Source organism: Rhizobium sp. Leaf453, assembly GCF_001425605.1.
Lineage (GTDB): Bacteria > Pseudomonadota > Alphaproteobacteria > Rhizobiales > Rhizobiaceae > Pararhizobium.
The window spans coordinates 485,726-501,529 of sequence record NZ_LMRG01000001.1; the positions used below are offsets into that span (position 1 = coordinate 485,726).

General features: G+C 60.9%; 11 protein-coding genes. 6 read left to right on the forward strand and 5 right to left on the reverse strand.

What is annotated here, in order from left to right:
• Positions 1 to 20 precede the first annotated feature (20 nt).
• Positions 21 to 896, reverse strand: a complete 876-nt coding sequence (locus ASG68_RS02360) for a LysR family transcriptional regulator (RefSeq protein ID WP_062583701.1) — start codon at positions 894 to 896, stop codon at positions 21 to 23.
• Between the two features lie 170 nt (positions 897 to 1,066).
• Here ASG68_RS02360 and ASG68_RS31070 point away from each other — a divergent pair, with 170 nt between their 5' ends.
• Positions 1,067 to 1,219, forward strand: a complete 153-nt coding sequence (locus ASG68_RS31070) for a hypothetical protein (protein ID WP_156373774.1) — start codon at positions 1,067 to 1,069, stop codon at positions 1,217 to 1,219.
• A 61-nt stretch (positions 1,220 to 1,280) separates the two neighbouring features.
• Here the strand turns inward: ASG68_RS31070 and ASG68_RS02365 are convergent, their stop codons facing one another.
• From ASG68_RS02365 to ASG68_RS02375, 4 genes are all read right to left on the reverse strand, one after another.
• A complete protein-coding gene (locus ASG68_RS02365; RefSeq protein WP_062583433.1) occupies positions 1,281 to 3,122 on the reverse strand; it encodes a methyl-accepting chemotaxis protein in 1,842 nt (613 codons plus the stop codon).
• 168 nt (positions 3,123 to 3,290) lie between these two features.
• The gene (locus tag ASG68_RS02370) at positions 3,291 to 5,822 is read right to left on the reverse strand and encodes a methyl-accepting chemotaxis protein (RefSeq protein WP_062583432.1); all 2,532 of its coding nucleotides are present in this window, start codon (positions 5,820 to 5,822) and stop codon (positions 3,291 to 3,293) included.
• 372 nt (positions 5,823 to 6,194) lie between these two features.
• Positions 6,195 to 6,350: a hypothetical protein gene (locus ASG68_RS31805; RefSeq protein ID WP_164491898.1), complete on the reverse strand. Its 156-nt coding sequence runs from the start codon at positions 6,348 to 6,350 to the stop codon at positions 6,195 to 6,197.
• 224 nt (positions 6,351 to 6,574) lie between these two features.
• Entirely contained in the window at positions 6,575 to 7,759 is a 1,185-nt protein-coding gene (locus ASG68_RS02375) for an NAD(P)/FAD-dependent oxidoreductase (RefSeq protein WP_062583431.1), read from the reverse strand.
• 172 nt (positions 7,760 to 7,931) lie between these two features.
• Here ASG68_RS02375 and ASG68_RS02380 point away from each other — a divergent pair, with 172 nt between their 5' ends.
• The 5 genes from ASG68_RS02380 to edd all read left to right on the forward strand — a co-directional run bounded on the left by ASG68_RS02380 (position 7,932) and on the right by edd (position 14,870).
• Positions 7,932 to 9,368: a glutamine synthetase family protein gene (locus tag ASG68_RS02380; RefSeq protein ID WP_062583430.1), complete on the forward strand. Its 1,437-nt coding sequence runs from the start codon at positions 7,932 to 7,934 to the stop codon at positions 9,366 to 9,368.
• A 16-nt stretch (positions 9,369 to 9,384) separates the two neighbouring features.
• Positions 9,385 to 10,671 carry an NAD(P)/FAD-dependent oxidoreductase gene (locus tag ASG68_RS02385; RefSeq protein ID WP_156373773.1) on the forward strand — a complete coding sequence of 429 codons (1,287 nt, stop codon included), beginning with the start codon at positions 9,385 to 9,387 and terminating at the stop codon, positions 10,669 to 10,671.
• Between the two features lie 107 nt (positions 10,672 to 10,778).
• Entirely contained in the window at positions 10,779 to 12,254 is a 1,476-nt protein-coding gene (zwf, locus tag ASG68_RS02390; protein ID WP_062583428.1) for a glucose-6-phosphate dehydrogenase, read from the forward strand.
• A 12-nt stretch (positions 12,255 to 12,266) separates the two neighbouring features.
• Positions 12,267 to 12,965, forward strand: a complete 699-nt coding sequence (pgl, locus tag ASG68_RS02395) for a 6-phosphogluconolactonase (protein ID WP_062583427.1) — start codon at positions 12,267 to 12,269, stop codon at positions 12,963 to 12,965.
• 84 nt (positions 12,966 to 13,049) lie between these two features.
• Positions 13,050 to 14,870 (forward strand): phosphogluconate dehydratase, encoded by a 1,821-nt coding sequence (edd, locus tag ASG68_RS02400; protein WP_062602604.1) that lies wholly within the window; start codon positions 13,050 to 13,052, stop codon positions 14,868 to 14,870.
• Positions 14,871 to 15,804 lie beyond the last annotated feature (934 nt).

The window sequence follows — 15,804 nt, forward strand, 5'->3', positions numbered from 1 at the left end:
GTCATGCTGGAGTTCGCGCCTCAAACCGTCCGGCTCGGCCGCTTGCCGGCGATGAGATCCGCATGGCTCTTCAACAGCCGGAACAGGCGGTCGGAGACTGTGCGGATTTCACGGCGGTGGCGGTCCTCGCTGTTGGTGACGATCCACTGTGTATGCCGCAGCGACTTCAGTTCCTCGCTTGCCCGTTCCAGCCCGGGATCGAGATCGCCGACGAAACAGGGCAGTACCGCCTGCCCTACCCCGGCGCGGGCCAGGTCCAGCATCGAGCGTGGCCGGCTGACGATGACGGCGATCGAAGCGCCGGCATTCTCGTGCGGCCAGCGCAGATAGGGCGAGATAGCATCCTCCTCCGATACGGAAATCCATGATGCAGCGAGCCCGTCCGGCGCATTGCGCTGGCGATAGGCGGCGTATGCGACATCGCCGGCATGGCGGCGGGTGAGGTTAAGCTCGTCGGGCACCACGGCGCGAATGCCGATATCATGTTCACGATGGGCGAGCGTCGCCCGGCGTTCGGACACGGACATGTCGAGCCGGAAGCCATCGCGGTCGCTGCGGATCGCCTGGATGTTCTCGCAGATCAGCCATGTCCCCCACGTGCCGGCCATCAGCCGCACCACCGCGGTTCCGTGCGCCTCCTGACGCCAGCCATCGACCTTGCGCACCACCGCATCCATGGCCTGAAGCTGCTCGAACAGGGCCTGCCCGTCAGCGGTCAGCCTGTAACCTGCCTGGCTGCGCAGGAACAGTTGACGGCCGACATTCTGCTCGAGATCGAGCACACGCCGCCCGACCGTCGCTGGGCTGAGGCCGCTTGCCTGACTGGCTCCAGTCAGGCCGCCATGGCGCGCGACGGCAAGAAAAATCTGATAGGCATCCCAGCTTATGTTTTTCACGGATGAAAGACATAAGGCATTTTCTTTCATTTATAAAACAATTTCTGCAGCATATTTTGATCCTGCAAACGCAACCCGCCAAGCCGGGTTTCGCATCACGGACATGAGTGGACACCAGCGCGTGGGACATCGATTCCCGCAACGGTTTCCCATTGCCAAAGGAGACAGATATGCCGGAAATGATTGGCGTCGCCCTGATGATAGACATGCTGGCGAAGACCAAGCGCAAGGAGCATGAATTCGAGGAATTGCGACACCGCAACACGTTGACCAGCAAGGTCGCCGCCGCCGCAAAGCGGCTGCGCATGCGCTGGGCACAGTGAGCCCGAAACGACAAAGGCCCGGCAATACCGGGCCTTTGCAATTTCAGTGATATGCCCCCGATCAGGCGGCGCGGCTGATCTTGTGGCCGCCGGCGCCCTGCTCCAGCCGGAACTGCTCCACCAGCGACATCAGCATGTCCGCTTCGTTGGCGAGCTGACGGCTGGCATTGGTGGTATCTGCGACCATCGATGCGTTCTGTTGGGTCATCTGGTCCATCTGGTTGACCGAGCCGTTGACCTCCTGCAAGGCCGCCGACTGGTCGGCGCTGGCTGTGGCGATCATCTCGACATGCTGGCTGATCGCGACGATCTGCTTGCTGATCGAAGCGAGGACCGAGCCCGTTTCCTGCACGAGCGCCGAGCCAGTATTGACCTCGTTCGTCGATTTTTCGATCAGTGTCTTGATTTCGCGTGCAGCCTCCGCCGAGCGCTGGGCCAGTTCGCGAACCTCTTGCGCCACGACGGCAAATCCCTTGCCTGCCTCGCCGGCGCGTGCAGCTTCGATACCGGCATTCAGCGCCAGCAGGTTGGTCTGGAAGGCGATATCGTCGATGACCTCGATGATCTGCTCGATCTGGCGTGAGGCATCCTCGATCCGACCCATGGCGGCAATCGCATTCGAGACGACGGCTGCCGAACTGTCGGCGCTCTTCTTTGTTTCGGCAACGGCGCGGTTGGTTTCCTGTGCCCGGCCGGAGGACGACTTGACCGTGACGGTGATCTCCTCGACCGCCGCCGCCGTTTCTTCGAGCGATGCCGCCTGCGCTTCGGTACGCTTGGAGAGAGCATCGGCGGACGACAGCATCCGGCTACCATTGCGCTGGATCGACTGGGCGTTATCGCGGATATAGGAGAGCGTTTCCTGCAGGCGCGTCAGCGACCCGTTGAAATCGCTGCGCAATTGTTCGAGGCGCCCAACAAACGGCGTGTCGATCGTCTGCGTCAGGTCGCCTTGGGACAGGCGTCCGAGGCCTGCCGCAAGCGCGTTGACAGCGAAATCGATCTGGCGATCCATCTCCCGCTTCTCGCCATCCCGGCGCACGCGTTCCTCGTCAGTCTCAATCCGGCGGCTTTCGGTGTCGATTTCCATCTGCTGCTTGGCCAGCGCATTTTCACGGAAGACGGCCAGCGCCCGGGCGATACCACCGAACTCGTTTTTCTTGTCGAGATAGGGAACAGTGACGTCGAGATTTCCCGCCGAGATGGTCTCGACGGAGCCGGTGAGAACGCCGAGCGGGCGTACCGATGCGCGGATCGCAAGGTAAGCCAGAAGCCCGGTGACGATCATCACGCCGCCGCCGATGGCCAGGATCAGATATTGCAGGTAGTTGATCTTGCTGAAATAGACTTCCGTCGGGATGCCGATGAACAGCATGCCGACATTTGCGCCGGCGCTATTCTTCACCGGGAAATAGCCGGTTATATAGTCGCGGCCGAACAGGACGGCGGGACCGTAATAGGCTTCGCCACGCGCAAGAAACGCCTGAGCGGGATGTTCGGGTGCGAGCTTCGTCCCAACGGCGCGCTCGCCGTTTTCCTTTTTCACATTGGTCGAGATGCGGACATAGTCGCTGCCCTGCTTGTCAAAGATGGTCGCCACGCCACCAATCGTCTGGGCGGTCCGGTCAACCAGATCGTGATCGGCGAGCACAGCCATCTTTTCTTCGGTCACGGCAGCCAGTGTTCCGTCTTTGACGTCGACGGCGGCATCCGGCACCTTCATGCCGTAAAGAACGGCCATCGCCCGGCTCGCATCGCGGGCGTCCATGGTCGCGTCCTTCATCACATAACTGCGCAGATTGTAATGCATGACGCCGACAATCGTCGCGGTACTGAGACAGATCAGACCCAGCGTGATCGCGACCAGCTGGGACACGACGGAGGATTTGAGAAAACGGAACATGAAACGGCCTTCGTAAACAAAAGATTCATCATGACTGTGAATTGGAAGGCTTAAAAATCTGTGAGAATATCGGCCCGGTTTCCTTGTTTTCCGGGCTTTTGGTGGAGTTTTCTCTCAATAAAAAATGCCCGGCGGAGAGGCCGGGCATCGTGTTCACGTACAGGTTGTTCAGGCGGCGCGGCCGACCTGCCTGCTGCCGGCATTGACCGGTTCCAGGCGGAACTGTTCGACCAGCATCATCAGTGTGTCGGCCTGGTTTGCGAGTTCGCGGCTGGCATTGGTGGCCTGATCGACCATGATGGCATTCTGCTGGGTCATCTGGTCCATCTGGTTGACCGAGCCGTTGACCTCATTCAGCGCCGCCGCCTGGTCGCGGCTTGCCGTGGCGATCATTTCGACATGGCTGCTGACCGAGACGATCTGGTTGCTGATCGAGGCCAGTACGGCGCCCGTTTCCTGCACCAGCTGCGAACCGGAGCTCACTTCGTTGGTGGACTTGTTGATCAGATCCTTGATTTCCCGCGCCGCTCCTGCCGAACGTTGCGCCAGTTCGCGAACTTCCTGGGCGACAACCGCAAAGCCCTTGCCCGCATCACCGGCACGCGCCGCCTCGATACCGGCGTTGAGCGCCAGCAGGTTGGTCTGGAAGGCGATTTCGTCGATGACCTCGATGATCTGCTCGATCTGGCGGGATGCGTCCTCGATCCGGCCCATCGCTGCAATCGCGTTCGATACAACGACCGCCGAACTGTCGGCGCTCTTCTTGGTGTGGGAAACCGCGACATTGGCTTCATGCGCCCGCTCGGCCGATGAGCGGACCGTGACGGTGATCTGGTCGACGGCGGCCGCCGTTTCCTCAAGCGACGCCGCCTGTGCCTCGGTGCGCTTGGAAAGCGAATCCGCGGACGAATGCATGTCGTTGCCGCTGCGCTGGATCGACAGCGCATTGTTGCGGATCTGCAGCAGCGTATCCTGCAGGCGGATCAGAGAGCCGTTGAAGTCCATGCGCAGCTGTTCGAGACGGCCGGTGAACGGCGTATCGATCTGCTCGGACAGGTCGCCGCTGGCCAGGCGGCCAAGACCGGCGGCCAGAGCGTTCACTGCGAAATCGATCTGGCTGTCCATCGCCCGCTTTTCGGCATCGTTGCGCATCCGCTCGGCTTCCGCCTGCGTACGCTGCTCTTCGCTTTCCGCTTCGATGCGAACCTTGGAAAGGGCATTTTCCTTGAAGATGCCGAGTGCACGGGCCATGTCGCCGATTTCGTCGCGCCGGGCACCGCCGTCGATCGATGTGTCCAGCGCACCGTCGGCAAGACGGCGCATGGCGGCGGTAATCTGGCCGATCGGGCCTTTCAAAGTCAGCACCAGCGCACCGCCGGCGAGAAGCGCGATCAGGATGCCGGAGACAGTGGCGAAGACGGAAACCTGGTTGGCCTTGTCGCGCTCGACCGAAGCCGTGGTCTTCTGACCTTCCGCGAAGGCGGTGAGCTGACCCCAGATATTGTCGATCTCGGCGGCCGCGGCGGCAAATTCGGCTTCGCGCTTCTTGCTGATATCGACCAGCGTGACGCTGTCGGCATCCATTTTTTCGATGACCGGCTTCAGCGAGCCGACAAGATCAGAGAAGAACTTCAGGTCGCCAGCGGTCTGCGCCAGGCTCTGCACGTCCTGTCCCATGATCGAGAATTCACGCGTCAGGCGCTTGCGGCCGTCCTCGTCGGACTTTTCCAGGAAGCTCGCGGCGGCGATACGGATCGAATAGACGGAATTCACCAGCTTGCGGGTATCGGTCAAAACGGTGCCAGCCTTGACCAGAGGCGCATCAAGCTTGCCGAAGGTTGCGGTCGCATCCTTCATCTTCACCGTCGCAGCGGTCTGGAACTGGATGCTGTTCTGGCGGAAGCGGGCAACGAGACGGCCGATCGCGGTGGCATTTTCTTCCGAGACGCCGCCGGTATCGATCAGACCCTTGATCTCGGCGACTGTCTTCTTGAACGTCTCGGCGACGGCCTTCTGGTTTGCCGGCAAGGCCGAGGTGATCTTGCGCTGGACCTTGGTCAGGTCGCCATAGGAATCGGTGACCAGCTTGATCTTGTCCTCCGGCGTCGCGGCCTTGGCGAAGGCGGACATGAAGGCGACGAGCGTGTCGCTCGACGAGGTCAGGCGATCGGCTTCACGCAGAATGGACTTTGCGGCCTCTTCGTCCTTACGGACGACGCGCTCCATCTTCGTTGCTTCTTCCAGAACCTTCATCTGCTCGCCGAGCAGGCTGCCGAGGCTGTTGGAAATGGATTTGCGCAGCGCGACTTCCTGTTCATAGAGGGTCCACAACTGTCCAACCCGATCGCCGATCTTGGTGGATCCATCGACGGCCACCTGCAGCTGCTGGCGGCCTTCCGCGTCGTTGACCTGCGCCAGCGTATCGGCCAGCACGCCCTGCTGGGCTTCCAGCTTGGTGAGAACGGCCTGCCGGGTTTCTTCCGACGTGTTTTGCAGGAAGCTGTTCATGCCCGCATAGACATCCTTGAAGCCGCTGAGCGACTGCAGGACGCTATTCGAAATCTCCATCCGGCCCTGCAGCAATCCGGAAGCATAGAGCCCGGTGATACCGACGGCACAAATGCTGACGACGAAGGGCATGATGAACAACAGCACCTTCGTCTGGATTTTGAATCGGGCAAGAATCTTGTCGATGAACATGGACGCACCTTGGCTCGCAGCCCGCTCCGCCTCTCCAAACCTTTTCAGGCTTCCCCGGCGCGCAAACAAGCTGATGATTTTAACCGAAAACCATGCGGCGCATCGCCGCCAGCCTGCCAGGCATTCATTGCATGACCCGCCACTTCCCCTGGACAGATCACGGCAGACTCCGTTGGGACGCATTCTTCAACGGGAACGATTAATATTTAAATAAATGCGACCTAAATCGTTTCAGGCGCGTCGCGGAGAAAGTTTTGAAACCGCACGGGTACCGCTGCCTTGCACGCGGACCGACTGCTCTTCAGGTCGAGCAAATAACACAAGCAAGCCCCTATGCGGGCTCGCTATACAGGGAAACGGGAAAGAAGCGATTCAGAAGGAAAGGAAGCTCGGAAGTGCAGCGAGCGCTGCAATTGCAAAGAGCGCGATCACGGATGCGCGTATCAGGAGCGCCTTTCGCGTGCGGCTCTCATCGGCTTTGGCGATGGCAATGGCGCGGGCTGTGGAACGGCTGCGTGACTGGTTCATGGCATCATGTCCTTTCGACCAAAGCAACAATAGTCCCGGATGATCCGGACCGCTAGCCCACTTCATGTTGCAACAGCACACAAAAGGGAAAAAATGTCACTTTTCTGAAACATTCTCCGAAAAGCGCGTCTTTGCCACCCCGTCTGCTGGTTGTGCCAGCGTGAGAAGCAGGTTCGGCCAGATGTCTTAAGATTACTTGAACATCAGACGATCGCAGCCAGCGTCTATGCGGCCTGCCCCGCGGAGAAGCCTGATGCCCAAGCCCACTGGAAATTGTACCCGCCGAGCCAGCCAGTGACATCGACGCATTCGCCGATGAAATAGAGGCCGGGAACGTCCCGCACCTGCATGGTGCGGGAATCGAGCGCCCTGGTATCGACCCCTCCCAGCGTGACTTCGGCCGTGCGATATCCTTCCGAGCCGGCGGGCGTGATCATCCAGGTCTTGAGGCCGAGGCAGAAGGTGTCGATCACCTTGTCGGAGAGGTCGGCGAGCGTGCGATTGTGCAATCCGGCCGCTTCCGCGAAAAACTGCGCCAGCCGTTTGGGCAGAACGTCGGAAAGCGCGGTCTGCAGCGCCTGCCGGCCATTATCCCGACGTGCCGCCTTGAGCGACGCTGCGACATCGACACCCGGCAGAAGTTCTATGCGGATCTGTCCGCCTTCGCGCCAATAGGAAGATATCTGCAGGATGGCTGGGCCGCTCAGGCCTCGATGGGTGATGAGCAAGGCCTCCTCGAAAACCGTCTTGCCGGAATGAACCCGTGCATCAACCGCCACGCCGGAGAGCCCATTGAGGCTTTCAAGCTGCGTGGGGTCCAGTGTCAGCGGGACCAATGCGGGGCGGGTCTCGATCATCGGCAGACCGAATTGCTCGGCGATCCTGTAGGCGAACCCCGTCGCCCCCATCTTGGGGATCGATTTGCCGCCGGTCGCAACGATCACCGAAACTGCATCGATCGCGCCATCCCCCGTGACCAAGCGAAATCCAGACTGGCTCTTTTCGACCGACCGGATCTCTGCACCGAGACGGAGGACAACACGCGCCTCCTTCATTTCCGCCAACAGCATGCGGATGATGTCCTTGGCGCTGTCGTCGCAGAACAACTGGCCGAGCGTCTTTTCGTGCCAAGCGATCCCGTGGCGTTCGACCAGAGCGATGAAATCCTGCGGCGTGTAGCGCGCCAGCGCCGACTTGCAGAAATGCGGGTTGGCGGACAGGAAGTTCTTCGGACCGGCATGGATGTTGGTGAAGTTGCAGCGACCGCCGCCGGAGATGCGGATTTTCTCGCCCGGCGCCTTCGCATGATCGAGCACGACGACGCGCCGGCCGCGCTTACCGGCCTCGATGGCCGCCATCATGCCGGCAGCCCCTGCCCCGAGTATCACCACGTCGAATTGTTCAGCCAAGACATCCGTTCCTGTTCAGCTTCCTTTCGAAGGCGGACCTGCGAAAGTCAATCGCCGATCCTCTGCTGAGCCGCAATACAGCCTGTGAGACACGCAAAAGTCCCGGTTTTCACCCTAGCCAATTGCCAAACTCTGTCTATGATGCTCCATCCGAACCCAAAACCGGTGATTTATGCCTGTCAGAAGAAACGCTGCCCAACCGACTACAAGGACCGTCAAGACCACGAAAATACCCGCCGCACTTCAATCTCCACGCGGAGTGAAGACCTGGAAGGAAGCCGCCGACTGGCTGAAGATCCGCGGTATCGAAGACATCGAATGCATCACACCCGATATTGCCGGCGTACCGCGCGGCAAGATGATGCCCTCTTCGAAATTCACCTCCAACACCTCGCTGGCGCTGCCATCGGCAATCTACCGCCACACGATTTCAGGCGAATATCCGGAAGAAACCGGCGATTTCCGTTATGACAGCCGCGACAGCGACATCAAGCTGGTGCCTGATCTCTCGACCCTTTCGGTCGTTCCCTGGGAAAGCGATCCGACGGCGCAGGTCATCTGCGACATCGCCGGCTCCCAGGGCGAAAACGTTCCCTACACACCCCGCAACGTTCTGAAGAACGTTCTCGACCTCTATCGTCAGCGTGGGTGGAAGCCGGTGGTCGCGCCGGAAATCGAATTCTATCTGGTCGCCAAGAACGAGGACCCGGATTATCCGCTGCATCCGCCGAAAGGCCGCTCCGGCCGCGCTATTCAAGGCGGTCAGGGCTACTCGATCGCCGGCGTCAACGAATTCGACGAACTGATCGACGACATCTACCATTTCTCCGAAAAGCAGGGGCTGGAGATCGACACGCTGATCCATGAAGAAGGACCGGCGCAGCTCGAAATCAACCTGCGCCACGGCGATCCGATCGAGCTTGCCGACCAGGTGTTCATGTTCAAGCGCACCATCCGCGAGGCCGCGTTGAAGCATGGCATCTATGCCACCTTCATGGCCAAGCCGATGCAGGGCCAGGCGGGCTCCGCCATGCACATCCATCAGTCGATCGTCGAGATCAACACGGGACGCAACCTGTTTTCCAATGCCGACGGCACAGCCTCGAAGGAGTTCTTCTCCTTCATCGGCGGCATGCAGAAATATGTGCCGAAGACGCTGTCGATGATGGCGCCTTACGTGAATTCCTATCGTCGCCTGACGCCAGATATGTCCGCCCCGGTCAACAATGCCTGGGGTTACGACAACCGGACGACGGCATTCCGGGTGCCCGTTTCCGATTCCGCCGCCCGGCGGGTGGAGAACCGTCTGCCAAGCTCCGACGCCAATCCGTACTTGGCGCTCGCGGCCTCGCTCGGTTGCGGTTATCTCGGCATCGTGCAGGGCCTAGAGCCTTCGGCACCGGCAGAAGATACGGCAAACGGCGGCACGATCGACCTGCCGCGCGGCCTGCTTGAAGCCATCTCGCTGCTCGAATCGGAGCCCTCGCTCGCCGAGATCTTCAGCCCGGAATTCATTGCCATCTACGGCGGCGTGAAGCGCGGCGAATTCGAAACCTTCATGCAGGTGATCAGTCCCTGGGAACGCGAATACCTGCTTCTCAATGTCTGACAGGAAAGGCGTAGCCATGCCTTGGCAAAGCCCGATCTCGCCCGGAATCTCGTGGTATGAAGCCAATGTGCCGGAACGGCCGGAATATCCGGCCCTTCCGGGCTCGGTCGAAACCGATGTCGCAATCGTCGGCGGCGGCTTCACCGGTCTGCAGGCCGCCTATAACCTGGCGTCGAAGGGCGTGCGGGTGACGCTGATTGACGCCTATCGGTTTGGTGATGGCGCTTCCGGCCGCAATGGCGGCCAACTGGGCACCGGCCAGCGCTGGTCGCCGGAGGAACTGGAAGATTCGCTCGGTTTCGAGCGTTCCAAGGCCCTGTTCGACCTTGCCGAAGATGCAAAGAAATATCTTCTCGCTTTCTCGTCCAGTCATGACATCGACATTGAGTTCGTGCCGGGGCAGATGAATGTCTGCCACAAGCCGGGCCACGAGAAGGACTATCGCAAAAGCGTCGAGATCGCTGCGTCGCGCTATGGATATACCCATCAGACCTTCATGAACCGTGACGAGACCGTCTCCCGGCTGGGCTCTACACGCTACCTTTTCGGCATTCGCGATACCGGCACCGGCCATATCCAGCCGATGAAGCTGCTGGTCGGGTTGGCGAAGCAGGCCGCTTTGGCCAGCGCTTCACTGCACGAACAAACCAAGGCGCTGAAAATCACCCAGGCAGGTGGCAAGGTCACTATTGAGACCGACAGGGGAACGATCAGGGCCGATCGGGCGCTGATCGCCTGCAATGGCTATATCGGCAATCTGGAGCCGGTCACCGCGCGCCATGTCATGCCGATTCGCTCCTTCATCGGTGCGACACAGGTGCTGGCCGATTTCCCCGACGTCCTGCCGGGTGGCGAGGCTGTTGCCGATTCGCGTTTCGTCGTGCGCTATTTCCGCAAATCCCGGGATGGACGGCTACTGTTCGGTGGCCGCGAAGCCTATACGGCCGACAATCCACGCGAGATTTCCGCCCATATCCGCCGGCAGATCAGCGAGATTTATCCGGCGCTCGCCGATATCGAGATCACCCATGCATGGGGTGGTTCGGTCGGCATTACCATGCCCCGCCAGCCCTTCGTTCGCGAAGTGATGCCGGGCGTAACCTCGATCGGCGGCTATTCCGGCCATGGCGTCATGCTGTCAAACTATTGTGGCAAGCTCTACGCCGACCTCGTCACCGGAAACCGATCTGACCTCGATCTCTTCAAAGAGCTGGACATTCCGGCATTTCCCGGAGGCACGCGGTTCCGTTCCGTGCTTTTGTTCCTCGCGCTCAGCTGGTATGCCCTGCGCGACAAGTTCTAAAAGCGACCCTCGGATGCGGCATTTTGCATTTTGTTGCGTCGCACCCTAGCGCTTTTAAATCGATTAGATTATACACTCCTCAGACTAGAACGAGATCGAGATTTCTCATGAGCAGCCAGATCATCCCTGTGGAACCCTTTGACTATGTGGTTTTCGGAGGCACCGGCGACCTTGCCGAACGCAAATTGCTTCCCGCCCTCTACCATCGCCAGCTCGATGGCCAGCTGAGCGATCCGACCCGCATCATCGGCGCATCGCGCAGCGCGCTCACCCATGAAGAATACCGCAAGTTCGCCGCCGACGCCCTGAAAGAGCACCTCAAGAAGGGCGAATACGACGAGGCGCAGGTCAAGATTTTCACCGACCGCCTGTTCTACATCTCCGTCGATGCCAAGTCGGACAATGGCTGGGACAAGCTGAAGGCTATCCTCGACGAAGGCAAGGAGCGCGTGCGCGCCTTCTACCTCGCCGTGGCCCCAGCCATCTTCGGCGATATTTCGGAGAAGATCCGTGACCACAAGCTGATCACCAAGACGACCCGCATCGTCGTGGAAAAGCCGATCGGCCGCGACCTCGCTTCCGCGCTTGAACTCAACGACACGATCGGCCGGGTGTTCAAGGAAGAGCAGATCTTCCGTATCGACCACTATCTCGGCAAGGAAACCGTGCAGAACCTGATGGCGCTGCGCTTTGCCAATGCCCTCTACGAGCCACTCTGGAACTCGTCCTATATCGACCACGTACAGATCACCGTCGCCGAATCCGTCGGCCTCGAAAGCCGCGCGGGCTATTATGACAAGGCCGGCGCGCTGCGCGACATGGTGCAGAACCATATCCTGCAGCTTCTCTGCCTCGTCGCTATGGAAGTTCCGCCGTCGATGAACGCGGAAGCCGTTCGCGACGAAAAGCTGAAGGTGCTGCGGGCACTCAAGCCGATCAACCCAGGCAATGTCGAGAAAATGACGGTCCGTGGCCAGTACAAGGCCGGTGCCTCCGCTGGTGGTGCCGTGAAGGGCTATCTCGAGGAACTCGAAGGCGGCGTTTCTAACACCGAAACTTTCGTCGCCATCAAGGCCGAGGTCAATAACTGGCGCTGGGCTGGCGTTCCCTTCTACATCCGCACCGGCAAGCGCATGGCCGGCCGCATGTCGGAAATCGTCATCACTTTCAAGCAGATTCCGCATTCGATCTTCGACGATGCGGCTGGCCGCATCGAGGCGAACCAGTTGATCATCCGCCTGCAGCCGGACGAAGGCGTCAAGCAGTCGCTGATGATCAAGGATCCGGGTCCAGGCGGCATGCGCCTGCGCAATGTCTCGCTCGACATGACCTTCGCCGAGGCCTTCAACGCCCGCAGCGCCGACGCCTATGAACGCCTGCTGCTCGACGTGGTGCGTAACAACCAGACGCTGTTCATGCGCCGCGACGAAGTCGAGGCCGCATGGAAGTGGGTCGATCCGATCCTGAAGTCCTGGGAAGCGGTCAACCAGCAGGTTCAGGCCTATACCGCCGGCACCTGGGGACCGAGCCAGGCCATCGCGCTGATCGAACGCGACGGCCGCACCTGGCATGAAGTGATCTGAGGATAGAAGAGAATGGCGGCTGCGATGCATGTATTCGACAATGGAGCAGTCCTCGCTGAAGGGCTCGCCACCGCCGTGAGCACGGCACTGGCCGAGGCAGTGGCGGCGCGTGGCGCAGCCAGCATCGCAGTCTCCGGTGGATCGACGCCGAAGGCCTTCTTCAAGGCGCTGTCGGCCAAGGCGATCGACTGGTCGAACGTCACGGTCACGCTGGTCGACGAACGTTTCGTGGCACCGGACGGCGACCGCTCGAACGAGAAGCTGGTCAAGGACAACCTGCTTATCAACGCGGCCGCCGCTGCGAAATTCCAGCCGCTCTATTACCCCACCGCGTCGGCCGAGGAATCGGCCGCTGCGGCCAGCCGGGAGACCGCCGGTTTCGGCACGCCCTTCGATGTCGTCATTCTCGGCATGGGCGGCGACGGCCACACGGCCTCGTTCTTCCCGGGCGGCTCGCGGCTTGCCGAGGCGCTGGATCCGGCAACACCGCGTGGCGTCATGACCATGGAAGCCGATGGCGCCGGTGAGCCGCGCCTGACATTCACCTTTTCCAGCCTTCAGGATGCCCGACTTCTGGTGCTTCATATCGAAGGCGCGGCCAAGAAGGACGTTCTCGCGCAGGCAGAAGCGTCCGGAGACGAAGCCGAGATGCCGATCCGAGCCGTTTTGCGCCGGGCCGTCTCGCCGCTCCAGATCTACTGGGCCGTCTGATACACAGATCCGGGGATCCCAAGACCCGGTTGACCGAAACCATGTGAGACACAGGAGTGGCGCACACTCCGGAACAGGATTGTCATGTCCGCAGACAGCCGCATCGCCGCGATCACCGCCCGCATCGTCGAACGCTCGAAGCCCTACCGCGAGCCCTATCTGGACCGGATCCGTTCCGCCGCCTCCAAGCGCGTCACCCGTTCTGTTCTCGGCTGCGGCAACCTTGCCCACGGCTTCGCTGTCTGTTCCCCCTCGGAGAAGGTTGCCCTCTCCGGTGATGAAGTCCCCAATCTCGGCATCATTACATCCTACAACGACATGCTCTCGGCCCATCAGCCGTTCGAGACCTATCCGGCGCTGATCCGTCAGGCGGCCGCGGAAGCTGGCGGTGTTGCCCAGGTAGCCGGTGGCGTTCCCGCCATGTGCGATGGCGTGACCCAGGGCCAGCCCGGCATGGAACTGTCGCTCTTCTCCCGCGACCTGATCGCCATGGCGGCCGGCGTCGGCCTGTCGCACAACATGTTCGACTCGACCGTCTATCTCGGCGTCTGCGACAAGATCGTGCCCGGCCTTATGATCGCCGCGATGACCTTCGGCCATCTGCCGGCCGTGTTCATTCCCGCCGGCCCGATGACCTCCGGCCTGCCGAATGACGAGAAATCCCGCGTTCGCCAGCTCTTCGCCGAAGGCAAGGTCGGCCGCGAAGAACTGCTTGAGGCGGAATCGAAGTCCTATCACGGCCCCGGCACCTGCACCTTCTACGGTACTGCCAATTCCAACCAGATGCTGATGGAGATCATGGGCTTCCACCTGCCCGGCGCCTCCTTCATCAATCCCGGCACGCCGCTGCGCGACGCGCTGACCAAGGAAGCGACCAAGCGGGCGCTCGCCATCACCGCGCTCGGTAACGAATACACACCGGCCGGTGAGATGATCGACGAACGCTCGATCGTCAACGGCGTCATTGGCCTGCATGCCACAGGCGGCTCGACCAACCACACCATGCATCTCGTCGCCATGGCCCGTTCGGCCGGCATCGCGCTGACCTGGCAGGATATTTCCGAGCTTTCGGATATCATCCCGCTGCTCGCCCGCGTTTATCCGAACGGTCTCGCCGACGTGAACCATTTCCACGCCGCCGGCGGCATGGGTTACCTGATCAGCCAGCTTCTGAAGCACGGCCTGCTGCACGACGACGTGCGCACCGTCTTCGGCCAGGGGCTGCAAGCCTACGCGATCGACGTCAAGCTCGGCGAAAACGGCACGGTCGCCCGCGAACCGGCACCCGAAGTCAGCCACGACCCGAAGGTGCTCTCGACCGTCGAACACCCCTTCCAGCATTCCGGCGGCCTGAAGATGCTGTCTGGCAATCTCGGCAAGGCCGTCATCAAGATTTCCGCCGTCAAGCCGGAGCGCCACATCATCGAGGCACCGGCGAAGATCTTTCACGACCAGTTGGAACTGCAGGCCGCCTTCAAGGACGGCAAGCTCGAAGGCGATTTCATCGCCGTTGTGCGTTTCCAGGGCCCGAAGGCCAACGGCATGCCGGAACTGCACAAGCTGACCACCGTGCTCGGCATCCTGCAGGATCGCGGCCAGACCGTGGCGCTGGTTACCGACGGCCGCATGTCCGGTGCGTCGGGGAAGGTGCCATCGGCGATCCACATGACGCCGGAAGCCAAGGATGGCGGCCCGATCTCGAAGATCCGCGAAGGCGACATCATCCGACTCGACGCCGTTCACGGCACGATCCAGGTTCTGGTGGACGCCGCCGAACTGGCCGGCCGCACACCGGCCGAAGCCGACCTCTCCCACAACGAGTTCGGCATGGGCCGCGAAATGTTCGCCCCCTTCCGCGCGGCGGTGGGTGCGGCCGACCATGGAGCGAGTGTGTTCTTTCATTAGGAGACTCCGAGGCGTTGAGGGGCTTCGGCGGAGCTAGACGCAATACCTTCCAGGTGGCCTTCGGCCCCCCTCATCCGGCGCTTCGCACCACCTTCTCCCCGCCGGGGAGAAGAGGGAGAATGCCGATACTCCGTCTTTAAACATTATCCCTTCCAGAGTTTGTTCCTTGTTTCACCAAGCGAGGCCATGGGCTGCCTCTTCTCCCCCGCGGGGAGAAGGTGGCGCGCAGCGCCGGATGAGGGGGGCGAAGCCACATGGCTCGAAATCCATGCTTGTTCTTTCACTTGCTCGTCCAACACCATCACCCACGCCCCGGAAACCCGTCGTGGTTCTGTTGGTCCTGTCCTCCTTGGCCGGGGCGCTGGAAAGTGCCGGTAGCTAAGGTAATTTATATGACGCCTTCCAGCGCCCCGTTCAGTGTTGGTCGACGGGCAACTCCGGTTTCTCTGCCAGAACGGCACCCCTTTCGGGGGACCACCAGGGTCTGCACAGGCACGCCCCGATCGTGTTTCAAACGGGAGGGAAACCACTTTCTGCCAATCCACCGGACAAGGGCTTACGTCTGTCCCCCATCCGGCCCCGCCTCACTGCCACGCCTGGCAGCGTATCCATTGGCGGAACGGGATGATCATGGCACGGGTTTGCGGGGCGGGGATTTTGTCGTGTGGCTGAGATCCCCTCACCAACAAAATCTAACACTTAGCCTTTGGCTAAGATGTTGATTTTGTGTCCTCTCCCACTGGGTGAGAGGTAAATATGCTGTACCGTTGCGAGTCAATATCGTCCCCGGTTTCGCGAGCGGCTCGCTTCAATTGAGGGGGCGGTTCATGCGTCCATGCTTCGACGCCCGGCTGATCATCGAGGTGGATGGGTTTCAGCATGCGGAGAATACCCGCGATCTGGTTCGTGACGCGCTGTTTCGGAACGAAAGATT